Origin of the sequence: Propionivibrio sp. (assembly GCF_041441355.1) — a bacterium.
Classification (GTDB): Bacteria; Pseudomonadota; Gammaproteobacteria; order Burkholderiales; family Rhodocyclaceae; genus Propionivibrio.
Genome location: NZ_JASDTF010000019.1, coordinates 223646 through 250322 on the forward strand (window position 1 = coordinate 223646; position 26677 = coordinate 250322).

Below are 26677 nucleotides of genomic sequence, written 5' to 3' on the forward strand. Positions count from 1 at the left end.
AGAAAATCGTGCCGGCTAAGCGCTGTGGTGATCTTGCCCCGAGGGGGCGGGAGCGATGTTGCGCCGCGCGGGGCGCGGCGGTGCAATCCGCGGATCAGGCGCCGCCGAAGCGTTCGAGAACGGCCTTGAGGGCCAGGCCGCCGCCCGAGAGCAGGAGCGCGAAATAGAGGATGGTGGCGACGTTGGCCAGGTGGCCGAGCGCGATGCATACGCCGTCGCGCTGCAGGAAACCGATGGCCAGCAGCAGCAGGGCGATGGCCGGCAGGGTGTTGCTGAAGGGGATGAGACCGAAGGGCAGCATCAGCAGCACGGCGCCGAGGATGAAGGCCAGGTCGTTGACCACCGCCAGGGGGCCGGGCGCCGAGAGCCAGCGCCCGCGGTGCGGACGGCTGATGCGTTCGAGCCGGTGAAACCAGCTCAACCCCTTGCTCAGTCCCTCGCGCAGGCGCGCGGCGGGGAGCGGGCGGGCGAGCACCCGGCGCGGCAGCCAGAGGGTGCGGTTGAAGAGGCGGCAGATGCCGATGAACAGGATGGCGGCGCCGAACACCGTGCTGACCCCGGGAATCGAAACCGGGATGAGGAAGACGAGGGTGAGCAGGGCGGCGAAAAAGAGCGGGCCGTCCTGGCCGAGCGCGTCGCGCAGTTCGGCCAGGGTCAGGGCGTCGGCGGGCAGCGTGTCGATGATGCGCTGCAGGCGTTCGCCCAGGGTTTCGTCGGCTGGAGCCGCGGCGGAAGTGGTGTGGGGCATGGGCGTTCAGTCCGGTTGGGCGGGGTGGAGCTGCGCGGCCAGGGCGTCGATGCCGGCCGGCGAGAGGTCTTCGGTGGCGAGCTTGCGCGGGGTGGCGAGGCCGGCGAAATTGTGGTGTTGCGAGCGGCGGTAGAGCGGGTCGTAGTGCTGTCCCAGGAGTTCGCTCACCAGCTGCCGCCAGGCGCCGCTACGCGCCAGGTCCTGCCAGCGCTTGACGGTTTCGTGCCCTTGCAGCGGGCGCAGTGCGTCGAGTCGCTGGTTGAGCCAGTCGGGGGCGGCGAGGAAGTAGTCGTAGTCGCGCAGCAGGAATTCGACACGCGCCGAAAACTCGGCTTCGACCTCGATGCAGGCGCCGGCGCGTAGCCCTTCGAGCAGCGTGTCGGGCAGGTGCAGGCGGCCGATCTTTCGGCTCTCCGCTTCGACGAAAACCGGGTGTGCCGGGTCGAGGCCGGCGAGGGCCGCCAGCAGGCGGGTTTCGAACGCCTTCTGGCTGGGCTGGTCGGCGTCGGGCAGCACGCCGAGCACCGAGCCCTTGTGGCAGGCCAGCGCTTCAAGGTCGAGGACCTGCGCGCCGCGCGCGGCGAGCGCCTGCAGCAGGCGGCTTTTGCCGCTGCCGGTGGCGCCGCAGACGACCTGGAAGGCGAAGTCGCGCGGCTGTTCGACGAGGGTGTCGACCACCAGCCGGCGGTAGGCCTTGTAGCCGCCGTCGAGCTGCTGCGCGTCCCAGCCGACGCGGCGCAGGATGTGCGTCATCGCCCCGCTGCGCTCGCCGCCGCGCCAGCACATGACGAGCGGGCGCCAGGACTTGGGGCGGTCGAGGAAGCGTTCGCGCAGGTGGCGGGCAACGTTTTCGGCGACGTAGGCGGCGCCGATTTTCTTGGCGGCAAACGGCGAGACCTGCTTGTAGAGCGTGCCGACCTCGACGCGCTGGGCGTCGTCGAGCACCGGGCAGTTGATCGCGCCCGGCGCATGGTCTTCGGCAAATTCGGCGGGGGTGCGCACGTCGATGATCTCGTCGAACGCCGCGAGGTCCGCGTAACGGACGAGCTGGGTGAGGCCGGGTTTCATGGGCCGCTATTGTAGGCAAGCGCCGGTTAAATGGCTATGCAGCCGGCGCCGTATGCTGTTGTCTTCAACGCGCCTTGAGCAGCGGTTCCAGGCGGCGCCAGACGGTATCGAGCAAAATGGGCTGTGCCTCGGCGGTCGGGTGCAGCTGGTCGGCCTGGAAGTAGCGCAGTTCGGTGGCGATGTCGGCGAGCAGGTAGTCGCCGAGGGCGACCTTGCGCACCTTGGCCACGGCCGGGAAAACCGCCGCGAAATCGTCGGCGTAGGGGCCGTAGTTGGGCGGCAGGTGCTGCGGCAGCAGGAGGACGCGCACCTTGTGCTTCTGGGCGCTGTCGATCATCGCGTTGAGGTTGTCGCGTACGGTTCGGACCGGCAGGCCGCGCAGCCCGTCGTTGCTGCCTAGGGCGAGGATCAGCACCGTCGGTCGATGGCGTTCCAGAGCGGCGTCGAGCCGGCTGCGTCCGCCGCTGGTGGTCTCGCCCGAGATGCTGGCATTGACGACGCTATAATCGAAACCGCGGGCGGCGAGCCGCTGCCCGAGCAGGTTGGGCCAGGCGGCGTCCTGGCGAATGCCGTAGCCGGCCGAGAGCGAGTCGCCGAAGACGAGCACGGTGCGCGCGGCCAGGGCCGGTACGGACACGGCGAGCAGAACGACGGCGCAGATCAAGGCGCGGGCGCTGGCCCGCAGATGGGCGAGAGACGAAAGGCGGAACATGCGGTCGGAAACCCCGGTGGTGGAAATGTCGTTGAGTGAGGCTGCGGCAGCGGATCGTGTCGTGGTCAAGGTCGAAGGATTGTACAAACGCGTCGACAACGGCGGCGAACCGCTGACCATTTTGCACGACAACCGTTTCGAAGTCGCCGCCGGGGAGAGCGTGGCCATCGTCGGCGCCTCGGGGTCGGGCAAGTCGACCCTGCTCGGCCTGCTCGCCGGTCTTGATCTGGCGAGCGAGGGCACGGTGCGCGTCGCCGGCGAAGACCTCGGCCAGCTCGACGAGGACGCCCGGGCCCGCTTGCGCGGCCGCATGCTCGGTTTCGTCTTTCAGTCCTTCCAGTTGCTGCCTTCGCTCAACGCGCTCGAGAACGTGATGTTGCCGCTCGAACTGGCCGGCGTCTCCGGCGCGCGCGCCGAGGCCACGGCCTGGCTCGAGCGCGTCGGCCTCGGCCATCGCTTGCGCCATTACCCCAAGCACCTCTCCGGTGGCGAACAGCAGCGCGTCGCGCTGGCCCGCGCCTTCGCGCCGGCGCCGCAGCTGGTGCTCGCCGACGAGCCGACCGGCAACCTGGACGCGGCGACCGGGCACCAGATCATCGAGCTGATGTTCGCGATCAACGCCGAGCGCGGCACGACGCTGATCCTCGTTACCCACGACGAAGAAATCGCTGCCCGTTGCGCCCGCCGGCTGCGCATGCATGCCGGGCGGATCGAGGAAGCTCCGGCCTGACCTGTTCGGACGGGCGGTACGGCTTGGCCGTCCGCCGCTTGGATGCTATCGTCCTGGCTCTGACAGCTGGCCACATAACACATAACGCCGGGCTCGACCGGCGACCTGCGGAGGGTGCGATGAGTGGGGTTCCAGGGGTGCAGTTCTTTGTTCGCGACGCCGCGCTCTGGGCGCAGGTGACACCTGTGGCGGAGCGCTTGCCGCCCGGGCGCGCCGCGCTGCAGGATGCGCTCGATGCTGCCGGCTTGGGCGTCTGGAGCCTCGACGACGATGTCCTCGACCGGCTGGTCGCGCGCTGCGCCGAAGGCTTCGAGGCGGGCGAGCTGATGCTTGCCGCGGCCCGGCCGGGGCGGTTTACGCTCGAGATTGCGCCCGACGGCCTGCAGGCCTGGGTCGATGTGGTGCCGCCCTGCGGCGGTGAGCCGCTGGCGTCCGAGACGATTCTGCTCGTGCTCGGCGAGGCCGGGGTGACCCACGGCCTGGATGCTGAAGCGATTGAACAGGCCTGCCGCGCGCGTCAGCGCGGCCGTTTCGTCGTCGCGCGGGGCGAACCGGCGGTCGATGGCGAGCCGTCGCGTTTCGAGCTGCTGGTTGCCGAGGCACGCGACCGCACGCCGCAAGTCAATGAGCGGGGGCTGATCGACTTCCGCGAGCAGGGCGCGATCCCGACCGTCGAGGCCGAGCAGGCGCTGATGCGCCGCATTCCCGCGACGCGCGGCACGCCCGGTCGCAATGTGCGCGGAGAAACGCTCGAGCCGACCCCGGGGCACAACGCCCCGTTCGCCGAGCGGCTGGTGGGCGCCTATGTCGCGCCCGACGACGCCAACCTGCTGCGCGCGGTGTTCAGCGGGCAGCCGGTCTGCCTGCCCGACGGTGTCTCGGTCGAGCACGTGCTGCGCGTGCGCAACGTCAATCTCGCCAGCGGCAACATCAGCTTCGACGGGACGGTGCAGGTCGAAGGCGAGGTGATGCCGGACATGAAAATCCGCGCCACCGGCGACGTGATCGTCGGCGGCTTGATCGACGGCGCCGATGTCGAGGCCGGCGGCGACGTGCGCGTGGCCGGCGGAATCATCGCCAAGGCGCGTGTCGTGGCGGGCGGGGCGATCGCCGCCCGCTTCGCCGAGAGCGCGCTGCTCGCGGCCGGAACCAACATCGTCATCGAGGATTCGGCGCTGCAAAGCGAGCTGCAGGCCAACAACCAGATCCATATCGGCACCAAGGCCACCCAGCGCGGCCGTCTGGCGGGCGGTTCGGCGCGCGCGATGATGCTCATCCGCACGCCGCTCCTCGGCTCCAACAAGGGGGGCGTGACCCGCCTGCTGCTGGGCGTCAATCCCGTGCTCGAAGCCGAATACCAGGCGCTGCTGCAGCGACTCGAAGCGCAGAAGGCAGAGGAAGACAAGCTCGACAAGATCGTCAAGCACCTGAGCACCCAAGGCGATCCGCGCGGCTTGCTGCCGCGCGCCAAGGAGTCCTGGCAACGCGCCCTGCAAGCCTGGGCGCAGCTGATGCCCGAGCGCGAGGCGCTGGAACGCCGGCTCGACCTGGTGGCCGGCGCGCGGGTCGAGGTCAGCGTCGGCGTCGAAGGCGCGGTCGACCTCGCTTTCGGCAAGAAGACGCTGTCCGTGCGCTATGGCTACGACGCCGGCTTCTTCTGCGTCGAAGGCGGACAGGTCGTTTTCGGTTCCGGCGAAGCGCGGGGGTGAGCCTAGCGCGCTTGCGCCGGGCTCTGTGAACCCACGCGGTTTAAGTGTTTGAGTCAGGCCTTTTTTCGCCGTCCGAGTACCAGGCTTAGCCCCGAGGCGCCGATGATGCCCATGCCCAGCGCCGTCCAGGCGTCGGGGACGTCACCGAAGACCCACCAGCCGAGCAGGGCGGCCCAGACGAGCTGCACGTAGAGCAGCGGTGCGAGCAGGCTGGCCGGCGTTTCGCGCAGGGCGCGGATGAGCAGGAAGTGCCCGATCCCGCCGCACAGGCCGAGGCCCACGAGCAGCAGTAACTCGAAGGGCGTCGGCAACGTTGCCGGCCAGACCCCGGGGAGGACGAGGCTCATCGCCAGCGTGCCGATGAGGGCGGTGTAGAACAGTTGACGCAAGGGCGTCTCGCTTGCCGCCAGGCGCCGGGTGAGGATCTGATAGAGCGCGTAGCAGACCGCGCCGGCGAGTGCGCAGGCGACGCCGGTGGGGTCGAGGTTGCTGCCTGGGCGGGTGATCAGCATCACTCCGGCAAAGCCGGCCAGGGTGGCCAGCCAGCTCTTTTTCGTGACCGTTTCGCCGAGCATCGGGCCGGCGAGCAGGGCGACGAGCAGGGGGGTGATGAAGACGATGGCCGTGGTTTCGGCGAGCGGCAGGACGCGGAAGGCGAGCTGAGCGAACAGCGTCAGCGCGCACAGGAGCAGGGCGCGGACGACCATCAGCCACGGATGCCGGGTGGCGATGAGCGCGCGCCCCTGGCTCGGGGCGACGGCAACCAGCATGACGACGAGATGCACGGCGTAACGTGCCCAGACGAGGAAGGGCACGGCGTAGAAGGCGGTCAGGTATTTCGCGCTGGCGTCGAGGATGGCGAAGAGCAGGAGCGCGAGGAGGAACAGCAGGATGCCGAAGATTCTGGGTGACACGGGACGTCTCGGAAAAAGGAAGGTGAGGACAGCCAGGCGTTGAACACGGCGCGCGCGGCGGCGATCGTCTCGCCCGCAGTCAGGCCCGCCGGGCCGATGCCGGCGGCCGCCAGGCGTTCGGCGGCGAGGCCGTGCAGGTGAACGGCGGCGAGTGCGGCATCCGTCGCCGGCCAGCCTTGGGCGAGCAGGGCGACGGCGAGGCCGCTGAGTACGTCGCCGCTGCCGGCGGTGGCCAGCCCAGGGTTGCCGCTGGTGTTGATGAACCATTCACCCGCGGGCGTGGCGACGACGCTGCCGCAGCCCTTGAGGACGGCCGTGGCGCGGTGGCGGGCGGCGAGTTCGAGGGCCGCGGTGACCCGGTCCGCCTGCACTTCAGCGGTGCCGCAGCCCAATAGGCGCGCGGCTTCCGCGGGGTGCGGGGTGAGCACGACCGGGGCGCTGCGGGTGCCGAGCGCGGCGGCGAGCTCGCCGTCGGCGGCGATCAGGTTGAGCGCGTCGGCGTCGAGCAGCAGCGGCAGGTCGCAGCCCGCGTCCAGCGCGCGCTCCAGCGGCTCGCGCGCGGCGTCGCTACGGCCCAGGCCAGGCCCGACGGCGAGGGCGGTGAGGTCGGCGGCGAGTGTGTCGTTCGCAAAAAGGTCATCGGCGCGGCGCAGCATGAGTTCGGGCTGTTGCAGGTCGACGCGCGGCGCGTCCGGGTCGATGAGCCCGAGATGGACGCGGCCGCAGCCGAGGTGCAGGGCCGCGCGCCCGGCAAGCAGCGCGGCGCCGAGCATGCCCGGGGCGCCGCCGACGATGCAAGCGCTGCCGTAGCTGCCCTTGTGCGTGTTGCGCCGGCGCGGGACGAGGCGGTCGGCGAACAGGGCGGGCGCGATCAGGTGGCCGGCGGGTGGGTCAAGCTTGAGCTTCGGATCGGTGACCGGCGCAGCGGCGTCGAAGCCAAGGTCGAGGCCGGCAATGCGGATTTCGCCGCAGTGGTCGGGGCCGTCAGCGGTGTACAGGCCGGGCTTGGCGCCGATGAAGCTGAGCGTGTGCGTGGCCCGGATGCAGGGGGCGAAGGCGCGGCCGGTGTCGGCGTCAAGGCCGCTCGGGACGTCGAGCGCCACCAGCGGGCAGGCGTCGCGCACGGCGAGCGCGTTCGCGGCTTCGATCAACGTGGCGTAGGCGCCGCCTGGCGCCCGGGTGAGTCCGATGCCGAACAGGCCGTCGACGATCAGGTGCCAGCGCGCGACGGTCGGGATGGCGGCTTCGCTCCGGCCGCCGGCGGCAACGAAGCGGCGATAGGCCGCGGCGGCATCGGCCGGCAGCTTCTCCGCCGTGCCTGGAAACACCACACTGACCTCGAAATGGCGGGCCCGCAGGTGCTCGGCGACGACGAAGGCGTCGCCGCCGTTGTTGCCGGGGCCGGCGAGGACGAGGATGCGGCCGCCGTCGGCCAGGGCCTCGGCCCAGGCGGCGGCCACGGCGCCGGCACGCGCCATCAGCGGGTGGTCGGCGTGCGCGGCTTCGAAGACGCGCAGGGCCGGGCTGCGGTAGAGCGGCAGGGCGGCGGGCGGCATGGCGGACAAGGAGCGTGGACAGATGCTGGGATTATGGCACCGCGCACCGGGTTCCGGGGGCGGAATCGAGCTTGCGCCGGGCTTGGCAACCGAAGCGGCCAGGCGCGGGGGCGATGGCGTGCGCCGTCGTTACCACCGCTTCCCGTCGGTTTGCCTTCCGCCGAGGGCAAAGAACGGCGCAAAAACAAGGCTCAAGCGTGCCGAAAGAGGGCGAAAAACAGCCCGTTTCGCGGGCGGGGCGGGGCGTTCTCGGCTATAATGCGCGCCTCTCCGAGCGCAAAGTTCTCCTGGCGCGGTGATTGTCCCGCGCCCGCCGTCGTACCGCCGCATTGTCGAATTCAATACCCTCAACGCCGTTCCCCGTTTTTGCCTCCTTTCTAGCGACCATGGCCGACATCCTCTTCCTGCGCGGAGCTTCCGCGTTCTCCGCTTTCCGTTTCCAGGGCTTGCAGCAGCGCATCGCCGCCGCCGTGCCCGGTGCCCGCCTCGCCGGCGCCGAGTACTGGCACGTCGCCAAGCTCAAAGGCGAGCTTGACGCTGCGCAGCGTCAGCAACTCGCCGCGCTGCTCGAGGAAGTGCCGGCCGCCGCGAGCGACGCCACGGGCACGCTGTTCTTCGTCACCCCGCGCATCGGCACCATTTCGCCGTGGTCCTCGAAGGCCACCGACATCGCCTGGAACTGCGGCCTCGCCGCCGTCGAGCGCATCGAGCGCGGCATCGCCTTCCACGTCGAGCTGCCGGCTGGCGCCGACCGGAACGCCGTCGCGGCGCTGATCCACGACCGCATGATCGAGACCGTGCTCGGCCGTTTTGAAGACGCCGCCGAACTCTTCCGTCATTTCGCGCCGAAGGAACTGACCACCGTCGACCTGCTCACCGGCGGCCGTGCTGCGCTGGTCGAGGCCAACGTGCGCCTGGGCCTGGCGCTCTCCGAGGACGAAATCGACTACCTGATCGAGATCTTCGTCAATCGCGCTCAGCGCAACCCGACCGACGTCGAGCTGATGATGTTCGCGCAGGCCAACTCCGAGCACTGCCGGCACAAGATCTTCAACGCCTCGTGGGTGGTCGACGGCGAAGTGAAGAAGGAATCGCTGTTCGGCATGATCCGCGAGACGCACGCCGCGCACCCCGAGGGCAACGTCGTCGTCTATTCCGACAACTCCTCGGTTTTCGAGGGCGCCGAGGTCGGCCGCTTCTACCCGCGCGAGGACGGTGGCTATGCCTGGAGCGAGGAGCTGACGCACATCCTGGCCAAGGTCGAAACGCACAACCACCCGACGGCGATCTCACCCTTCCCGGGGGCGGCCACCGGCTCGGGCGGCGAAATCCGCGACGAAGGTTCGACCGGGCGCGGCTCCAAGCCCAAGGCCGGCCTCTGCGGCTTCACCGTCTCCAACCTCTACCTCCCCGGCGCCGAGCAGCCCTGGGAGGCCCCGATGGCCGCCTACGGCCGTCCGGCGCGCATCGCCTCGGCGCTGGAAATCATGCGCGACGGCCCGATCGGCGCCGCCGCCTTCAACAACGAATACGGTCGCCCCAACCTGGCCGGCTACTTCCGCACCTACGAACAGCAGGTCGGCAGCGGGGATGATGCCGTCGTGCGCGGTTATCACAAGCCGATCATGGTCGCCGGCGGCCTGGGCAGCATCGCCGCCGAGCAGTCGATCAAGGTCAAGACCTTCGCCCCCGGCACGCTGCTCATCCAGCTGGGCGGTCCGGGCATGCTGATCGGTCTGGGCGGCGGCGCCGCCAGCTCGATGAGCACCGGCACCAACGCCGAAGACCTCGATTTCGCCTCGGTCCAGCGCGGCAACCCCGAAATGGAACGGCGGGCGCAGGAAGTGCTCGACCGCTGCTGGCAGATGGGCGCGCCCGCCGTCGATCCGGCGCAGCCCGGCGACGGCAACCCCATCCTTTCGGTGCATGACGTCGGCGCCGGCGGCCTCTCCAACGCGCTGCCCGAACTCGCGCACGGTGCCGGTTGCGGCGCGCACTTCGAGCTGCGCGACGTGAACATCGAAGAGCCGGGCATGTCGCCGGCCGAGATCTGGTGCAACGAGGCGCAGGAACGCTACGTGCTGGCCATTCCGCCGAGCCGCCTGCCCGAGTTTAAGGCCTTCTGCGAACGCGAGCGCTGCCCGTTCGCCGTGGTCGGCGTCGCCACCGACGACAACCGCCTGACGCTCACCGACCGCCACTTCGGCAACAGCCCGGTGGACATGGACATAGACGCGCTGCTCGGCAAGCCGCCGCGCATGACGCGCGACGTGGTGCGCCTGCCCGCCGCGACGGTGCCGCTGGAACTGACCCGCGTCGAGTTGGAAGACGCCGCCTACCGCGTGCTGCGCCTGCCCGCCGTGGCCGACAAGACCTTCCTCATTTCGATCGGCGACCGCACGGTCGGCGGCATGACCGCGCGCGACCAGATGGTCGGCCCCTGGCAGGTGCCGGTGGCCGACGTCGCGGTCACCACGATGGGCTTCAACACCACGCTCGGCGAAGCCTTCGCCATGGGCGAGCGTACCCCGCTGGCGGTCATCGACGCGCCGGCTTCGGGCCGCATGGCCGTCGGCGAGGCGCTGACCAACGTTGCCGCCGCGCGCATCGCCAAGATCGGCGACGTCAAGCTCTCGGCCAACTGGATGGCGCCCGCCGGCCAGCCGGGCGAGGATGCCCGCCTGTTCGACACCGTGCGCGCCGTCTCCGACCTCTGCCAGCAGATCGGCGTCTCGATCCCGGTCGGCAAGGATTCGCTCTCGATGCGTACTGCCTGGGACGACGCGGGTGAGAAGAAGCAGGTCGTCTCGCCGCTGTCCTTGATCGTTAGCGCCTTCACCCCGGTTGCCGACGTGCGCGCCACGCTCACGCCGGAACTCGCGCGCAATGTAGATAATGCGGGTGACACGGACCTGCTGCTCATCGACCTCGGCGCCGGCCAGAACCGCCTCGGCGGCTCGGCACTGGCGCAGGTGTTCAACGCCACCGGCGAGGTGGCGCCCGATCTCGACGATCCCAAGCGCCTCGTCGCCTTCTTCAACGCCGTGCAGCGCCTCGCCGGCGAAGGCCGCGTGCTGGCCTACCACGACCGCGCCGACGGCGGCCTCTTCGCCACCGTGGCCGAGATGGGCTTCGCCGCGCACTGCGGCGTCACCCTCGACCTCGCCTCGCTGTGCCCGAGCGCTGCGCCTCAGGACCTGCTCGCCGCGCTGTTCAACGAAGAACTCGGCGCCGTGCTGCAGATCCGCCGCGCCGATCGCACCCCGGTGATGAACGTGTTGCGCGAACTGGGCCTCGGCGACTGCGCCCACTTCATCGGCACCCCCAACCGCAGCGACGAGCTGCGCATCGAAGGTGCCACCGGCACGCTGTTCTGCGAGACGCGCATCGAGCTGCAGCGCGCCTGGTCGGAAACCAGCTACCGCATGCAGGCGTTGCGCGACAACCCCGAGTGCGCGCAGCAGGAATACGACCGCATCCTCGACGCCGCCGATCCCGGCTTGTCCTGCGCGCCGAGCTTCGACCCGGCCGAGGACATCGCCGCGCCGTTCATCGCCACCGGCGTGCGTCCGCGCGTCGCCATCCTGCGCGAGCAAGGCGTCAACGGGCACGTCGAAATGGCCGCCGCCTTCGACCGCGCGGGCTTTGCCGCGGTCGACGTGCACATGAGCGACATCCTCGCCGGCCGCGTCGATCTCGCCGCCTTCAACGGCGCCGTGGCCTGCGGCGGCTTCTCCTACGGCGACGTGCTCGGCGCCGGCAAGGGCTGGGCGCGCACCATCCTCTTCAACGGCCGCGCGCGCGACCAGTTCTCTGCCTTCTTCGCCCGGCCCGACACCTTCGCCCTCGGCGTGTGCAACGGCTGCCAGATGATGAGCGCGCTCAAGGACCTGATCCCCGGCGCTGACGCCTGGCCGCGCTTCGAGCGCAACAAGGTCGAGCAGTTCGAGGCCCGCTTCACCCTGGTCGAACTGCCGTCGTCGCCGTCGCTGTTCTTCGGCGGCATGGCGGGCAGCCGCATGCCGGTCGTCGTCTCGCACGGCGAAGGTCGCGCCGAGTTTGACAGCGCCGCGCAGCAGGCCGCCGCCCTGGTGGCCATGCGCTACGTGAATAACGCCGGCCAGCCGACCGAGCTCTACCCGGCCAACCCCAACGGCTCGCCGGCGGGTCTGGCGGGCGTGACCACGGCCGACGGCCGCTTCACCATCATGATGCCGCACCCCGAACGCGTCTTCCGCAGCCTGCAGATGTCCTGGCATCCGGCCGAGCTGGGCGAAGATTCGCCGTGGATGCGCATGTTCCGCAACGCCCGCCGCTGGGTCGCTTAAGCGGACGGAACCGCCGCGCCCCGCGCGCGGCGGCGGTTGGCGGAAGGAAAGACGGCGCACCCTTCGGGGGGCGCCGTTTTTTTATCCGAAAAGCGCGAAAAAGACGCGGCGCAGGCTGGCGCGAACGCCCTGAATTCCCTATGCTTGCGACTTTTCACGGCACAATCGGCCTCCGATCGCAGCAGATGGAAACCTGGTTCCTCGAACTTTTGCAGGCCTTTTCACTTCCCAAGGTCGGCTTGTCGACGCTGTTCTTCGTGGCCCTCGTCTCGGCCACGCTGCTGCCGATGGGCTCGGAGTTCGCCGTCGTCGCGCTGCTCAAGCTCAATCCCGATCTCTTCTGGCCGGCGATTTTCGTCGCCACCGCCGGCAATACCATCGGCGGCGCGGTCAACTGGTGGATGGGCTACGGCGTCAAATGCGCCTACGAGCATTACAAGCACTCGGCCGTCCACGCCAAGGCGCTCGCCTGGCTCGAACGCCTCGGGCCCAAAGCCTGTTTCTTTGCCTTCCTGCCCCTCATTGGCGACCCGCTGGGCACCGTTGCCGGCTGGCTGAAACTGCCCTTCTGGCCCTGCTTCTGGTGGAGCGCCGCGGGCAAGTTCATCCGCTACGTCGTCCTTACCGCCGCGATCCTCGAACTCTGGCCGGGGCAGATCCTGCTCGGGATCTAGGTTTCCTGCCTCCAGCGCGATCGGCACCGGAGCGCGCCCGCGAACCGCTCCGCTTTTCAGCCTGTCCAATCGACTCGCCTCCTCTCCGGCGCGAGCTGCGTTCCTGGCGGATTATGTCCGGAAGAGGCGGTCGACGGCTGAGGACGGCGGCCGATGGATTCGCCGTTCATTTCGTTTGGAGTCTCCGCCCATGCACGCCTACGAAATCTCGGACGACAAGGCCCGTCTGGACACCGATCTCATTCACGGTTTTCTCAAAGGGAGCTACTGGTCGCCCGGGGTGCCGCGCGCCATCGTCGAGCGCGCGATCCGCGAGTCGCTCTGCTTCGGCGTGTATCGCGGCGCCGAGCAGGTCGGCTTTGCCCGCGTCGTGACCGACAAAGCCACCTTTGCCTATCTCGGCGACGTTTTCATCCTTGATGCGCATCGCGGCCAGGGGCTGTCGAAGCGCTTGATGGCGACGATCGCCGCGCATCCGGACTTGCAGGGCCTGCGCCGCTTCATGCTGGCGACCAAGGACGCGCACGGCCTGTATGAGCAGTTTGGTTTTCGCGCGCTTGGCAGCCCGTCGACCTACATGGAAATCCTGCGCCCGGACGTCTACCAACAGCACTGAGCGGAGCCCGAAGCAGACGTTTCGACGCTGAAACGTCCGCCTCGGGCGCTGCCCTGGAAGGCGCATCCAGCGGTCATTCCAACGCATGCCGGCCGGTAGAGCGCATCTGGATGCGCCCTGCAGCCCGGCTTGAACTTGAGCGTCGACACGATGGGGCGAGGTTCCGTTGATCGAAGGCCTGGTCGAGCCAGCGACCGGAGGTGACGCCGACGTTGTCATCTTTTCCCTGGGAATGAAAAGCGCCAGGGGCATGCCCGTAACCCGTACTTTTGCCGCACAATGGCATGCTCAGGACGCTTCGCGACGACGTGGGTCGTTTTCTCTTCGCGTCCCTTTCCTTCCGAACGCCTGCCGATGCCGCTGCCCGCCAACAAAACCGAACTCCAGCGCCGTTTGCAAGACGCTTATGCCAAATTGGCCGAGACGGCGGCTGCGGTGCCTGCCGAGCGTGAGCGCGAGCCTGCGCTTGCTGGCGGGCTTTCGCCCTGCGATTTGATCGCCTACCAGATCGGCTGGGGGCGGCGGCTACTGGCCTGGGAGGCGAGCGAAGCCGATGGCGGAGTCGCCGAGATGCCGGCTCCGGGCTACAAATGGAACCAGCTCGGCGCGCTGGCGCAGGCTTTTTACGCCGAGCACCGCGAACGCACGCTGGCGCAGTTGCTGGCCGAATTCGAGGCCTTGGTCGGCGAGCTGCAAAGCTTTGTCGCCGCCACCTCCGAGGCGGCTTTGTTCGGCCTTGGCCAACGCCGGTGGGCGGGGCCGAAATGGCCGCTGGTCAAGTGGATCCAGGTCAACACCATCGCGCCGTATGGCAGCGCCCGCGCCAAGCTGCGCCAGTGGCAGCGCAGTCTTCCGGCGTCCGCCCCGGTCGACGCCGCGGAATGCGGCTGACGAAAATTCGAGTTTCTTTACTGAGGTGAAAGCCGGTAAGCGCGGTGGCCGATTCGCGTCGCGCTACAGCAGCCACTCGATCGGCAGCCAGGAGAGAATCCGCACCACAACGCGGCGCCGCAGGCTGGCGTGCGGTTCGCGGTCAAACACCGTGCGTTGGCCATTTTCCAGCGTCGTCCAGCGCAGTGTTCCGCCGTCGAGGCTGAGTGCGTAGGCGCTCTCCGGCCCCGTGACCGCGAGCGCTTGCGGCAGGCTGCGCGCGAGCGCAGGGCTGTCGATCAGCAGGCCCATTTCGGTGTTGAGTTCGGCCGAGCGCGGGTCGAGGTTGAACGAGCCGACGAAGAGTTGCGCTTCGTCGAGGGCGAAGGTCTTGGCGTGCAGGCTGGTGCCGCTGCGCCCGGGAAGGGCAAGGCGGCCGCCGCCCACGGTGCTCCCGGGTTTGAGTTCGTACAAGCGCACGCCGGTCCGCAGCAAACCCTTGCGGTAACGGGCGTAGCCCGCGTGTACGGCGCTGACGTCGGTGGCCGCGAGGGCGTTGGTGAGCACGCTGACGCTGACCCCGCGCCGGGCCAGTGCGGCCAGTGCGGCAGCTCCTTGGCGGCCCGGAACGAAATACGGCGAGACGAGGGTGAGGGTGTGCCGGGTTTCGGTCATCGCCTGATACAGCGGCGCGAGCAAGGTTTTATCCGGCGGGGCGCGGTCGAGGATCTTGTCCGGAGCGTCGCTGAGCAGGCGGGCCGGTGCCCATTCAAGCGGCAGGTGGCCGGCCTGCAGGTGCTGGAGCAGGTCGGATTGCGCCAGGGCTTCGAGGTAACGCTGCGTGGCGGCGTCGGCGGCGGGTGTTGAGCCGAGTTCGAGTCGGGGGTGGTCCGGGGCGAGGAGGTCACGCAACGGATAGGCCAGGGGGCTGTTCCAGTAGCGTTCGAAATCGGCGCCGACGGCGTCGAGCACCGCGCCGACGGCGACCACGTCGAGGTCGGCGAACATCACGCCTTCGCCAGCGCCGAAGTATTCGTCGCCGATGTTGCGTCCACCGAGCACCGTGATCTGCCGGTCGACGGTGAAGGCCTTGTTGTGCATGCGGCGGTGCACGCGGGCAAAATCGAACAGGTAGTCGAGAAGCCGTGCGCGGCGGTGGCGCAGCGGGTTGAACACCCGCACTTCGAGGTTCGGATGTGCGTCGAGGCCCAGGAGCAGCGGGTCCAGGCCGGAGGTGTTGTTGTCGTCGAGCAGCAGGCGCACGCGCACGCCCCGTTCGGCGGCGCAGCGCAGGCGTTGCAGGAGCAGGAGGCCAGAAGTGTCGGCGTGCCAGATGTAATACTGCGCGTCGATCGAACGCTCGGCGGCGTCGGCGAGGACGGCGCGGGCGACGAAAGCGTCGCGCCCGTCGGCAAGCGGGTGGATGCCGGTGAGGCCGGGATGCGCGGCCTGCTCGGCGGCCAGGGTGCGTCCGAGCAGCGTCTCGACGTCGTCCTGCGGGGGGCATTCAGCGTCGCGGTCGATGCGTCGCGGCCCGGCGCGGCGGCCGAGACGCATCAGCGCATCGATCAGCCGCTGGCCGCGGGACATGGCGGTTTCCTTCTCATCGCTTTAATGGCATTGGCATGGATTGGGCGAAAACCAGTGTAGCGCTTTGTCCTTCCTCCGTCTCGTCGTCTAGTGGCAATCGCTGGCCCGGTGGCGCGTTCAACCGGGTTTTCTGCCGCCTTCCGCTTGGTTTTCGACTCAGGCCAGCGCAGCGTCCCAAAGATGGTCGACCTGCGCTGGCGCTGGAGCGTTCCTCGACGCCGAAGGCCAGCGTTCGGCCCGCCCAGGGTTGCGGTGCGGCGGTCATGATGGTGCAATGACGCTGGCAAAGGAACCTCGACCTCGAAACCCCGGTCCGATGGATCGCTGTGCCTGCCGCACGAACGCGGCCTCATCTCCCCCAACCCCGCCCAGGAGTTCGCATGCCCACCTTCAACGTCGCCACGTTTTTCACGCAGCGGATCACAGTCGCATGCCTTCATTTCGGTCTGTTGGCTGCGTTGCTCCTCGGCGTGGCGTCCGCGCGTGCCGAAGCCCCGCAGGCCACGGCCCAAGTGCCCGGCTACTATCACATGACGCTCGGGAAATTCCAGGTCACGGCGCTCTATGACGGCCCCATCGCCCTGCACACCAAACTGCTCAAGAACGTCCCGGCGCAAGACGTGCAGCGCCTGCTTGCACGATTGTTCGTCAAAGGGCCGGAGGTGCAGACGGCGGTCAACGCCTATGTCGTCAATACCGGCGAGCGCCTGATCCTGGTCGACGCGGGGGCGGCCAAACTGTTCGGCCCGACGCTGGGCCACATCGTCGACAACCTGCGCGCGGCCGGCTATCAACCGGAACAGGTCGATACCATCCTCATCACCCACCTGCACGGCGACCACATCAACGGACTGGTGACGCCCGAGGGGCAGCGCGTTTTCCCCAAGGCGGTGATCTGGTCGGCGCAGGCGGACAACGATTTCTGGCTCAGCGAGACCGTGGCCGCCCAGGCGCCGCAGGAGTTCCAGCCGTTCTTCAAGATGTCGCGCGACGCAGCGGCGCCCTATCTGGCGAGCGGCCAGTGGCAGACTTTCACCGAAGACCGCGAACTGGTTCCGGGCGTGCGTTCGCTCGACACGCACGGCCACACCCCGGGGCACCGCAGCTACCTGATCGAAAGCCAGGGTGAAAAACTGGTGATCCTCGGCGACCTGGTGCATAACCACGCGGTTCAGTTCGCGCGCCCCGAGACGAGCATCGAGTTCGACATCGATCCCAAGCAGGCGATCGTTGCGCGCAAAAACACTTTTGCGCTCGCCGCCCGCGAGCGTCTGTGGGTTGCCGGCATGCACCTGCCTTTCCCGGGCCTTGGCCACATCCGCAAGGAAGGCAAGGGCTTTGCCTGGGTGCCGGTCGAGTTTTCCCCGCTGGCCGGGCAATAAAACGGCCTGCCGGCGCGCGAAGCCGAGCGCCCGTTGTGTATGGATGCCGGATTCGGCGGCGGGGGCTTGGTGACGGACTCGGAGAGGGACATGACGAATCGCATTGAAGCTTTCGTCGCTTCCATGCAGATCGGACCGGACGACCGGGTGCTGGAAATCGGTTGCGGCCACGGCGTCGCGGCGTCGCTGGTGTGCGAGCGGTTGCGCGGCGGGCGCTACCTGGCAGTGGATCGTTCGGCGAAGATGATCGCCGCCGCCGAGAAACGCAATGCCGCCTATGTGCGCGCTGGCGTGGCCCGCTTCATGCTCGCGGATCTGGAAACGCTCGAGTTGGGCGAACTGCGCTTCGATAAGGTCTTCGCCCAACGGGTGCGTCTCTTCCACGACGATCCCGTACGGGCGCGTACGCTGGTGCAGCGCTGGCTGGCGCCGCAAGGGCGCGCGTTTTTCGAATACGATCTGCCGTCGCTGCGGCGCGAGGATTGAAATGGGCGTAACGGCGCGCCTCCGTGGGCGGGCAGCGTTTTCCCGCGACTAGATCACGGGCCGACGTAAAGCACTGCGCGCTTCTTCGACCTTCGCCCGAACCACGCAAGCGACGGCATGGTCGTTGATCAGCCCCATCGCTTGCATGAAGGCGTAGATCGTCGTCGGGCCGACGAATTTCCAGCCGCGTTGCTTGAGCGCGCGCGAGAGTGCGACCGATGCGGGGGAACTCGAAACGGTTTGCGGTTCATCCAGCGCCTCCGGCGACGGCTCGAAACGCCAGAGGAAAGCGGCCAACGAACCTTGTTCGGCAACGATGTCCTGTGCCCGACACGCGTTGTTGATCACCGCTTCGATCTTGCCTCGGTGACGGATGATTCCTTTGTCCTGCAGCAGTCGCTCGACGTCCGCTGCGTCGAAGCGCGCGATCCGCTCGAAATCGAAGTCACAAAAGGCGGCGCGAAAGTGTTCGCGCTTCGCGAGAATGGTCCGCCAGCTGAGGCCGGACTGGAAGCTCTCCAGGCACAGCTTTTCGAATAGGCGACGGTCATCGACGACCGGGAAGCCCCATTCGTGGTCGTGATAGTCAAGGAATTCCGGCGCTGCGGCGCACCAGCGGCACCTTTCCTGGCCATCGGGAGCGGTGATCGTGGAGTTCATTTTTCCCTCTGCTTCGGTCGGGGGCGTTAAATCTGAATCGTCGCGCAAAAGGATGTCGAGCGCGCGTCAACGATAAACCCAATCGTAAGAACGGAAGACGGCCGGAGGAGGCGTGCGCGGCGGTGATGCTGGATCTTTGATCCGATCTTTTTTTGTCAGGGGCTGCACTGATTGGCGGTTGGCCTTGAGCTTGAACTGCCTGGAAAGCTTTTTTCAATTTCGTTGGATTCAGGCGTTTTAAGCGAATTCAAACCGGGTGATCCGGGGCTTTTGTTGGCGAATGAAGTTGCTCGCAATTATGCAATTATGCAATTGTGTTTTGTGTTTATTTCCGGTGCGTTGCTTATAGACCTTTGATCCTGCATGGTTTTGTGTCAGTTGTCTGCGGCTTTATTGAATGTTCGATTGAAACTTTTAAACTGGCTTCGGTCTACCGGAGTGCGAATAACTCAAAAATCGCCGGCCTGCAAAGCGAAGTCGAATTCCTTGGTTGCAGTGGGCGGCGGATCTCCGGGGGAATGGCCATGGCACGCAGTCGGGGTGTTTTTCGTTCTTTTTTTGTTCGCGCAAATTTTTTCTACGGCAGTTTGCCTCTGCTGCTGTTCTTGGCCGCCTGCGGGCCGTCCCAACCCAACGGCGGGAACGGGATGTTCGGTGGGCCGGTGCCGGTGTCGGTGCAGACCGTGCAGTCCGAAGCTTTGCCACTCACGCTCGAATACACGGCACAGACCCGGGGGGCGCGTGAGGTCGAGGTGCGCGCCCGGGTCACCGGAATCCTCCTCAAGCGCAATTTCACCGAGGGCGCCAAGGTGAGCGCCGGGCAGTCGTTGTTTACGATTGATCCGGCGCCGTTCGCCAACGCGCTGGCTCGCAGCGAGGCCGAAGTGGCCGCCGCCCAGGCGCGGCATGCGCAAGCCGTGCGCGATGTCGCGCGCCTGTCCCAGTTGATCGAAACCAAGGCCATCAGCCGCAAGGATTACGACGATGCGCTTTCCGGCGAAGCCATTGCGAACGCCGAGTGGCTCGCCGCCCGGGCGCGTTTGAAGGAAGCCCGCCTCAATCTGGAATGGACACGCGTCGAATCGCCGATCAACGGGGTAAGCAGCCGCGCCCTGAAATCCGAAGGTTCGCTGGTGTCGGGCCCGGAGGTCCTGCTCACCACCGTGACGCAGGCCGATCCGATTCAGGTGATTTTCGGCGTCTCCGACAACGAGCGGCTGAAACTGCGTCACGAAGCCGATTCGAAGGCGCTGCAATGGCCGCCGGACGGGCGTTTCAAGGTGACGCTCAAACTTGCCGACGGCAGCGAATATGCGCATTCCGGGTATACCGATTTTGCCGACCTGCGCGTTTCACCGCACACCGGGACCAGCGAGGCCCGGGCCGAACTGCCGAATCCCGACGGGCTGCTGCAGCCGGGGCAGTTCGTGCGCGTGCGCTTGTCCGGAGCAACGCGCTCTAGCACCTTCCGAGTTCCTCAGCGTGCCGTCCTCGAAGGGCCGCAGGGCAAGTTCGTCTACGTCGTCGGCGAGGGCAGCAAGGCGGAAGTCCGCAGCGTTGAAACCGGCGAATGGAGCGGACAGGAGGTCATCGTCGTCAAAGGCTTGCAGTCCGGCGAACAGGTCATCGTCGATGGCGTGCTCAAACTCGGGCCGGGGGCGCCGGTCGAGGTCGGCGCGCCGCCTGCGGCGGCGGCCAACGCGGCCGGGCGAGGGTAGTTGTCATGCTGGCGCGTTTCTTCATCGACCGGCCGATCTTCGCTGTCGTGATCTCGATCTTCATCGTGATCGCCGGCCTGGCGGCCATGCGCAACCTGCCGGTCGCACAGTACCCGGAAATCGCTCCGCCGCAAGTGCTGGTGGCGGCGGTCTATCCGGGGGCGTCGGCCGAGGTGCTCGAAAAAACCGTTGCCGCGCCGCTGGAAACCCAGATCAACGGTGTCGAAGGCATGCTCTACATGAATTCGACGTCGGCGTCGAACGGCCGGGTCGAGATTACCGTCACCTTCGAGATCGGCACCAACATCGACCAAGCGGTGATCAACGTCAATAACCGGGTCAAGCAGGCCGAGGCGCGTCTGCCGCAGGAGGTCCGTCGCCAGGGCTTGCAGATCGAAAAGGTGTCGTCGTCCTTCCTGCAGGTGATCGCCTTCACGTCTCCCGACGGCCGCTACGACGACCTGTACACCAGCAACTACGTGACCCTGAACGTGCTCGACGTGCTCAAGCGCGTGCCGGGGACGACCAATGTCCAGATTTTCGGCGCCAAGGACTACGCCATGCGCATCTGGCTCAAGCCCGACCGCATGGCGCAACTGAAGCTGGCGACCTCCGACATCGTCGCCGCGATCAATGAACAGAACGCCCAGTTCGCCGTCGGCCGCGTCGGCCAGCCGCCGACCTTGAATGGGCAGCAGTTGGCGCTGACGGTGAATACCAAAGGGCGTTTGTCGGAGGTGGCGGAATTTGAGCAGATCGTCATCCGCGCCGCGTCCGACGGTTCGCTGCTGCGCCTGAAGGACGTGGCCCGCGTCGAGATGGGCTCGAAGGATTACGACTTCATCGGCCGCCGCAACGCCCAGCCGGCAACGCTGGTCGGGATCTTCCTCAAGCCGGGAACCAACGCCCTGGATACGGCGAACGAGGTCAAGAAAACCCTCAAGGAACTCTCCGGCCGCTTCCCCGACGGGCTGACGTACGCGATTCCCTACGATACGACCGACTTCGTTCAGGTCTCGATCCGCGAGGTGCTGTTCACCTTGAGCGAAGCCATGGTCCTCGTCTTTCTCGTGGTCTACCTGTTTTTGCAGAACTGGCGGGCGACGCTGATTCCGACATTGGCCGTTCCGGTCTCGCTGATCGGTACCTTCGCCGGCCTGCTCATGCTCGGTTATTCGATCAACACCCTGACCCTGTTCGGCATGGTCCTGGCCATCGGCATCGTGGTGGACGACGCCATCGTGGTGCTGGAGAACGTCGAGCGCATCATGCACGAGGAGGGCGTGCCGGCGAAGGCTGCGGCCATCCAGGCGATGCGCGAAGTGACGGGGCCGGTGATCGCCATCGTGCTGGTGCTCTGCGCCGTGTTCGTGCCGATCGCCTTCCTCGGCGGGCTGACCGGCGAGCTGTACCGCCAGTTCGCGGTCACCATCTCCATCGCGGTGGTGATCTCCGGCATCGTCGCCCTGACCCTCACCCCGTCGCTGTGCGTGCTGATCCTGAAGCACGAACACAAGGGGGTGAATCGGGTGTTCATGGCCTTCAACGCCGGATTCGCGCGCGTCACGAGCCGCTACACGGCAGGCGTCGCCTGGCTGATCCGGCGCGGCGCCCTGGGGCTGCTGCTGTTCCTCGGCATGGTTCTGGTCACCGCCCAGCTCTGGTCAATGACGCCAGGCAGCCTGGTGCCGGACGAGGATCAGGGCTACTACATCAGCGCGGTCTATCTGCCCGACGGCGCCTCGCTGGAGCGGACCGACCGGATCGTTCAGCAGGTGGAGGCGATCATCCGCGAAAACCCCAATGTGGCCAACACCATCGTGTTTTCGGGTTTCGATTTCATCGGCGGCAGCTTCAAGAATAACGCCGCCACGTTCTTCGTTACGCTCAAACACTGGGACGAGCGCAAGGTGCCGGCGACCGCGCTGGTCGGCGAGCTGTTCATGAAGACGGCGCAGATCAAGGAGGCGCTGGTGCTGGCCTTCGGCCCGCCGGCCATTTTCGGCCTCGGCAACTCGGGCGGCTTCGAGTTCTACCTGCAGAACCGAGGCGAGGGCGGGGCGAAACGGCTGGCCGAAGTCAGCGATCAGTTCATCGGCAAGCTGCGGCAGGACGCCCGCTTCGCCATGGTGTCCTCGCTCTGGCGCGCCAACGTGCCGCAGCTCGACGTCGATGTCGACCGGGAGAAGGCAAAATCGCTGGGGGTGCCGATCGACGGCCTGTTCGACACACTGACGGCGACGCTGGGAACGTATTACGTGAATGACTTCAACAAATACGGCCGGACCTGGCAGGTGCTGATGTCGGCCGAGCCGCAATTTCGCCATGCGCCGGCGCAGATCGGCGACCTTTACGTGCGCTCGACGCGCGGCGAGATGGTGCCCGTCGCGGCCATGGCACAGATACGCCAGACGACCGGGCCGGAAACCCTGGAACGCTTCAACAACCTGCCGTCGGTGAAGATCATCGGGGCGGGCGTGCCGGGGATTTCCTCCGGCCAGATCATCGCCGAGGTCGAACGCCTGGCGCGTGAAACCCTGCCGCCGGACTTCAGCTTCGATTGGGGCGGCGCGTCCTTCCAGGAAAAGAAATCGAGCGGCTCGTCGAGCTATGCGCTGGTGCTCGGAGCGCTGATGGCCTTCCTGATCCTCGCCGCGCAATACGAACGCTGGTCGTTGCCGCTGGCCGTCATGCTGGCGCTCCCCTTCGGCACTTTCGGCGCCTTGGCCGCAGTTTTCCTGCGCGGCATGAGCAACGACGTGTACTTTCAGATCGGCCTGGTGACCTTGCTCGGCCTGGCGGCCAAGAACGCGATCCTGATCGTCGAGTACGCCGTCTATAAGCACGGCGAAGGGATGAGCGCGGCGGCGGCGGCGATCGAGGCCGCGCGGCTGCGCTTCCGGCCGATCCTGATGACCTCGCTGGCTTTCATTCTCGGCGTCTTGCCCCTGGCCGTTTCGCACGGCGCGGGCGCGGGCGCGCGCCAGGCGGTCGGGACCGGGGTGATGGGCGGGATGCTGGCCGCCACCTTCCTCGCCATCTTCTTCGTGCCCCTGTTTTACCGTTTGATCGCCGAGTACCGCTTGAGCGAAACGCGCAGCACGGATGCGCTTTATGCCGAAATCAAGGCGGCCCATGCCAAGGCGCACGAGAAACTGGTGCAGCGGGCGCAGCGCGACGAAGTCGCCGGAGTTCGTGATGAGTAGGGCGGCGGTGGGATGCGACGGCGCAAAACGCTCGTGGCCGTTTGTCGGGTTGTTGGCCCTGATCCTTGCCGGGTGTGCCGTCGGGCCGGACTATCGGCGCCCGGATTTCGATTTGCCGCAGGACTGGCGCGCCGTTTCGGAGCCCATCGACGCGGACGCGCAGCCGGCGAAGGCGATCGGCGAGCGCTGGTGGTCGCTGTATGCCGATCCCATTCTCGATCAGTTGATCGACGAGGCTTTGCAGCACAACACCGACGCGGCCATCGCCACCGCGCGCGTGCTCGAAGCCAAGGCGCTGTCGAAAGCGGTCGATGCCGATCTGTCCCCTTCCTTTGCCGCCGGTTTCTCGGTCGACCGCACCCGCAGTTCGCAGCTGGGAGCCTTCCCGATCAGCGGCGTCCCGCGGACCCAGACGAGTTATCGGGCGACGCTCGATGCCCGGTACGAAGTCGATCTCTGGGGACGCTACCGGCGCGCCAGCGAAGCGGCGCACGCCGATCTCTTTGCCGCCGTCTCGGCGCGCGACGCGGTGCGTCTCTCGCTTACCGCCGAGGTGGCGCAGCAGTATTTCACTTTGCTCGCACTCGATGCCCAATCGGCGCTGACGCAGCGCGCGCTGGACTCGCGCCGCGAAACCGTCGACCTGTTCGCCAAACGGCTGTCCGCCGGAACCCTGGCCGAATTCGACTTGTTGCAGGCCGAAGCCGAAACGGCCGTCGTTCGCGCGCAACTGGCGCGGCTGCAGCAGTTGCAGGATCGCGCCGAGAGCACACTGGCGCTGCTGCTCGGGCGATCGCCGCGCGCGGTGATGGAGACGCGGGTGGCACGCGGCACGCCGACGGTGCCGAATGACGGGCTGATTCCGGCCGATCTACCGTCCGAACTCCTGCTGCGTCGTCCCGATTTGCGCGAAGCCGAGGCGCGGCTGGTGGCTGCCAACGCGCGCATCGGCAGTGCGCGAGCCCAGTATTTCCCGGCCGTCGGCCTGACCGCTTATCTGGGCAGCGAGAGCGTCGAGTTTTCCCGCTTGTTCAGCGGCCCGGCCGGCATCTTCCAGTTTGCCGCGGCAATCACCCAGCCGCTTTGGAACGCCGGACGCATCGACGCCGGCGTCGAGATCAGCGAAGCCCGCCGCGACCAGGCCTTGGCGCAGTATCGACATGCGGTGGCCGGCGCCTTCAAGGACATGCGCGACGCGCTTGGCGCGCAACGCGCGGCGCATGCGACGCAAGTGGCCGAAAGTGCGCGTTCTCGTGCTCTGGAAAAGGCGCTGGAGCACGCTCAGCAGCGCTTCGAGGCGGGGATCGCCAGCCGCCTCGAAGTCCTCGACGTCGAACGCAACCTGCTTGCGGCCGAACTGGCTTTGGCCGAGAGTGAGCGGGCGCGCAAGGCGGCGCTGACGGACATCGTCAAGGCCTTGGGCGGCGGCTGGGCGGGCGGCGGCGATGCGCAGTCCCCCTGAGCCCCGCAGCACCGCGCTTAAATTTGGAGCATGCCCATGAGCAATTCGATGTGGACCGATTTACGCGCCGCTTTGCGCGGCACCGATGCCGACTACACGCGCATTCCTTTGAAACGCGCGGTCTTCCTGCTGGCGGTGCCGATGCTGATGGAATTGGTGCTCGAATCGACCTTCGCGGTCGTCGACATTTTCTTCGTTGCGCAGCTGGGCGCTTCGGCGGTCGCGGCCGTCGGGCTGACCGAGACCTACCTCTTCCTGCTCTACTCAATTGCCATGGGCCTGTCGATGGCCGTCACCGCCATCGTTGCCCGCCGTGTCGGCGAACGACGGGGCGAGGAGGCCGCGCTTTCGGCGGTGCAGGCCATCGTGGTGGCGCTGCTGGTCTCGCTGCCCTTCGCATTTGCGGGCATCGTCTGGGCACAGGATCTGCTGCGCCTGATGCGGGCCGACGACTGGGTCATCGAACACGGCTACCGCTACACGCAATGGATGCTCGGCGGCAATGCGGTGATCCTGCTGCTGTTCGTCATCAACGCCATCTTCCGCGGCGCGGGCGACGCGGCGGCGGCAATGCGCGTGCTGTGGGTCGCCAACGCCCTCAACATCGTGCTCGACCCCATCCTCATCTTCGGTCTGGGGCCGATCCCGGCGCTGGGCATCGAAGGCGCGGCGATCGCCACCAACCTCGGCCGCGGTGCCGGCGTGTTGATGCAGCTCTGGATCCTCGCGCGTGGCAGCGAGCACCTGCGCCTGCACCGTGCCACCCTGCGCTGGCACGGTGCGACCTTGGTGCAGATCGTGCGCACTTCGCTCGGCGGCATCGGTCAGATGATCGTGGCCATGACCGCGTGGATCTTCCTCATGCGCATCCTCGCCAGTGTCTCCACCGAAGCCGTGGCCGGCGCGACCATCGCCATGCGCATCATGATGTTCACGCTGATGCCGGCCTGGGGCATGTCCAACGCCGCTGCCACCCTGGTCGGGCAGAACCTCGGCGCGGGCGAGCCGATGCGCGCCGAAGCCGCCGTCTGGCGTATTGGCTGGATGAACATGGTGTTCACGCTTGCGGTCTCGGTGCTCTTCTTCTTCCTGCACGATGCATTGATCGCGCTCTTCACTGCCGATGGAGAGGTCATCGCCATCGGCGGCGAGTGGCTGCGCATCCTGTCCTATTCCTACTTCGTCTACGGTTGGTGGATGGTGTCGGTGCAAGCGTTCAACGGGGCCGGCGACACGATGACCCCAACCTGGATCAACCTCATTTTCTTCTGGCTGATTCAGATTCCGCTGGCGTGGACGCTGGCGCTGCCGCTCGGTTGGGCGCATTCGGGCGTCTTCTGGGGCGTCTTCGTCTCGGAAACCGCGGTCGGTGTGTGCACCCTGCTGCTGTTCTCCCGGGGACGGTGGAAGACGGTGAAGGTATGAGTCCCGTTTCGGCGTAGGCCCCGAAATGCTTGCTACGTCACGAATGCTTAATTTCCGACGGATTCGACTTCTCGTCCGGCTCTTCCTGCGCCTTGGCCAGATACGCGTTCCACAGGTGGCCGTAGCGGTCGTCGAAACGTTCGTTGCTCGCTTCGACGTGTTCGATGCGGTCGACGCGGAAGGTACGGAATTCCTTGCGCAGTTCGCACCAGGCGCCAAGCGTCCAGCAATGCCCCCAGAACACCAGGCCGAGCGGCCACAGGCGGCGGGTTGAGGTCTGGCCGTCGGCGCGGCGGTAGACGACGTCGAGCTTGCGTCCGTGTTCCATGCCTTCGCGCAGCAGGGCCATCGGTTCGCGCCGTGCCGCCGGTTGCATGAAGTCGGGAGCGAGGAAGCGGCGGCCGCTGCCTTCGATGCGCTCGTCGAGGTGGCGCGGCAACACCGCGCCGATACGCGCGAGGGCCTGTTCGGCGGCTTGGCCGAGCGCGGGGTCGCCCCAGGCCTGGACGAGCTTGGCGCCGATGACCAGGGCCTCGAGTTCGTCGCCGGAGAACATCAGCGGCGGTACCTGGTAGCCGCGGCGCAGGCGGTAGCCGACGCCGGCTTCGCCGTCGATGGGGGCGCCGGACTGGACGAGGTCGGCGATGTCGCGGTAGATGGTGCGTTCGGAGACGGAGAGTGCCTCGGCGAGCGCGGCCGCAGTGACGATGCGTCCGTGGCGCAGCATGAGCAGAATCTGGAAGAGGCGGTCGGCCGGGCGCATGGTCGTGGGCGTGAGTCAGCAGGTGGGTCAGGAGAAGGCCAGCGTAGCACGAGGTCGCGG

21 protein-coding genes are annotated in these 26677 nt (G+C 67.4%); 13 read left to right on the plus strand and 8 right to left on the minus strand.

All coding sequences use genetic code 11. The annotated features are described in order from the left end of the window. Positions 1-94: 94 nt before the first annotated feature. The 3 genes from QMB55_RS07510 to QMB55_RS07520 form a co-directional block, all read right to left on the minus strand. A complete protein-coding gene (locus QMB55_RS07510; protein WP_497588064.1) occupies positions 95-748 on the minus strand; it encodes an exopolysaccharide biosynthesis protein in 654 nt (217 codons plus the stop codon). Positions 749-754: 6 nt separating this feature from the next. Then, positions 755-1816 carry a tRNA 2-selenouridine(34) synthase MnmH gene (gene mnmH, locus QMB55_RS07515; protein ID WP_497588065.1) on the minus strand — a complete coding sequence of 354 codons (1062 nt, stop codon included), beginning with the start codon at positions 1814-1816 and terminating at the stop codon, positions 755-757. 64 nt (positions 1817-1880) lie between these two features. Further along, positions 1881-2528 carry an arylesterase gene (locus tag QMB55_RS07520; RefSeq protein ID WP_497588066.1) on the minus strand — a complete coding sequence of 216 codons (648 nt, stop codon included), beginning with the start codon at positions 2526-2528 and terminating at the stop codon, positions 1881-1883. A 25-nt stretch (positions 2529-2553) separates the two neighbouring features. Here QMB55_RS07520 and QMB55_RS07525 point away from each other — a divergent pair, with 25 nt between their 5' ends. Next, positions 2554-3258 carry an ABC transporter ATP-binding protein gene (locus QMB55_RS07525; protein WP_497588283.1) on the plus strand — a complete coding sequence of 235 codons (705 nt, stop codon included), beginning with the start codon at positions 2554-2556 and terminating at the stop codon, positions 3256-3258. 119 nt (positions 3259-3377) lie between these two features. Beyond that, complete coding sequence (locus QMB55_RS07530) at positions 3378-4967, plus strand: flagellar assembly protein A (RefSeq protein WP_497588067.1); 1590 nt, start codon at positions 3378-3380, stop codon at positions 4965-4967. 53 nt (positions 4968-5020) lie between these two features. Here QMB55_RS07530 and QMB55_RS07535 read toward each other — a convergent pair whose 3' ends face one another. Both QMB55_RS07535 and QMB55_RS07540 read right to left on the minus strand, forming a co-directional pair. Next, the gene (locus QMB55_RS07535; protein WP_497588068.1) at positions 5021-5881 is read right to left on the minus strand and encodes a DMT family transporter; all 861 of its coding nucleotides are present in this window, start codon (positions 5879-5881) and stop codon (positions 5021-5023) included. Continuing rightward, the gene (locus QMB55_RS07540) at positions 5797-7437 is read right to left on the minus strand and encodes an NAD(P)H-hydrate dehydratase (protein WP_497588069.1); all 1641 of its coding nucleotides are present in this window, start codon (positions 7435-7437) and stop codon (positions 5797-5799) included. The genes QMB55_RS07535 and QMB55_RS07540 overlap by 85 nt, the downstream gene beginning before the upstream one ends. A 386-nt stretch (positions 7438-7823) precedes the next feature. Here QMB55_RS07540 and purL point away from each other — a divergent pair, with 386 nt between their 5' ends. The 4 genes from purL (at position 7824) to QMB55_RS07560 (ending at position 13946) form a co-directional block, all read left to right on the plus strand. Then, a complete protein-coding gene (purL, locus tag QMB55_RS07545; protein ID WP_497588070.1) occupies positions 7824-11765 on the plus strand; it encodes a phosphoribosylformylglycinamidine synthase in 3942 nt (1313 codons plus the stop codon). Positions 11766-11950: 185 nt separating this feature from the next. After that, positions 11951-12439 (plus strand): YqaA family protein, encoded by a 489-nt coding sequence (locus QMB55_RS07550; RefSeq protein WP_497588071.1) that lies wholly within the window; start codon positions 11951-11953, stop codon positions 12437-12439. Positions 12440-12629: 190 nt separating this feature from the next. Then, positions 12630-13055 (plus strand): GNAT family N-acetyltransferase, encoded by a 426-nt coding sequence (locus QMB55_RS07555; RefSeq protein ID WP_497588072.1) that lies wholly within the window; start codon positions 12630-12632, stop codon positions 13053-13055. A gap of 354 nt (positions 13056-13409) precedes the next feature. Continuing rightward, positions 13410-13946: a ClbS/DfsB family four-helix bundle protein gene (locus QMB55_RS07560; RefSeq protein ID WP_497588073.1), complete on the plus strand. Its 537-nt coding sequence runs from the start codon at positions 13410-13412 to the stop codon at positions 13944-13946. A gap of 63 nt (positions 13947-14009) precedes the next feature. Here the strand turns inward: QMB55_RS07560 and QMB55_RS07565 are convergent, their stop codons facing one another. Then, the gene (locus tag QMB55_RS07565; protein WP_497588074.1) at positions 14010-15515 is read right to left on the minus strand and encodes a phospholipase D family protein; all 1506 of its coding nucleotides are present in this window, start codon (positions 15513-15515) and stop codon (positions 14010-14012) included. A gap of 380 nt (positions 15516-15895) precedes the next feature. Between QMB55_RS07565 and QMB55_RS07570 the strand changes: the two genes are divergently transcribed. Together QMB55_RS07570 and QMB55_RS07575 are read left to right on the plus strand one after the other, a co-directional pair. After that, entirely contained in the window at positions 15896-16897 is a 1002-nt protein-coding gene (locus tag QMB55_RS07570) for an MBL fold metallo-hydrolase (RefSeq protein ID WP_497588075.1), read from the plus strand. 90 nt (positions 16898-16987) lie between these two features. Beyond that, positions 16988-17383: a class I SAM-dependent methyltransferase gene (locus QMB55_RS07575; protein WP_497588076.1), complete on the plus strand. Its 396-nt coding sequence runs from the start codon at positions 16988-16990 to the stop codon at positions 17381-17383. A 48-nt stretch (positions 17384-17431) separates the two neighbouring features. On the opposite strand, the gene QMB55_RS07580 is transcribed toward QMB55_RS07575, so the two are convergent. Then, positions 17432-18043, minus strand: coding sequence for a DNA-3-methyladenine glycosylase I (locus tag QMB55_RS07580; RefSeq protein ID WP_497588077.1), 612 nt, complete (start codon positions 18041-18043; stop codon positions 17432-17434). Positions 18044-18214: 171 nt separating this feature from the next. On the opposite strand from QMB55_RS07580, the gene QMB55_RS07585 reads away from it, so the two are divergent. From QMB55_RS07585 to QMB55_RS07605, 5 genes are all read left to right on the plus strand, one after another. After that, entirely contained in the window at positions 18215-18400 is a 186-nt protein-coding gene (locus tag QMB55_RS07585; protein ID WP_497588078.1) for a hypothetical protein, read from the plus strand. A 290-nt stretch (positions 18401-18690) separates the two neighbouring features. Further along, the gene (locus QMB55_RS07590) at positions 18691-19761 is read left to right on the plus strand and encodes an efflux RND transporter periplasmic adaptor subunit (RefSeq protein WP_497588079.1); all 1071 of its coding nucleotides are present in this window, start codon (positions 18691-18693) and stop codon (positions 19759-19761) included. A 5-nt stretch (positions 19762-19766) separates the two neighbouring features. Continuing rightward, a complete protein-coding gene (locus QMB55_RS07595; protein WP_497588080.1) occupies positions 19767-22967 on the plus strand; it encodes an efflux RND transporter permease subunit in 3201 nt (1066 codons plus the stop codon). After that, a complete protein-coding gene (locus QMB55_RS07600) occupies positions 22960-24429 on the plus strand; it encodes an efflux transporter outer membrane subunit (RefSeq protein WP_497588081.1) in 1470 nt (489 codons plus the stop codon). The genes QMB55_RS07595 and QMB55_RS07600 overlap by 8 nt, the downstream gene beginning before the upstream one ends. Before the next feature lie 36 nt (positions 24430-24465). Beyond that, positions 24466-25854 carry an MATE family efflux transporter gene (locus tag QMB55_RS07605; RefSeq protein ID WP_497588082.1) on the plus strand — a complete coding sequence of 463 codons (1389 nt, stop codon included), beginning with the start codon at positions 24466-24468 and terminating at the stop codon, positions 25852-25854. A gap of 37 nt (positions 25855-25891) precedes the next feature. Here the strand turns inward: QMB55_RS07605 and QMB55_RS07610 are convergent, their stop codons facing one another. After that, a complete protein-coding gene (locus tag QMB55_RS07610; RefSeq protein ID WP_497588083.1) occupies positions 25892-26617 on the minus strand; it encodes a helix-turn-helix transcriptional regulator in 726 nt (241 codons plus the stop codon). Between the last annotated feature and the right edge of the window lie 60 nt (positions 26618-26677).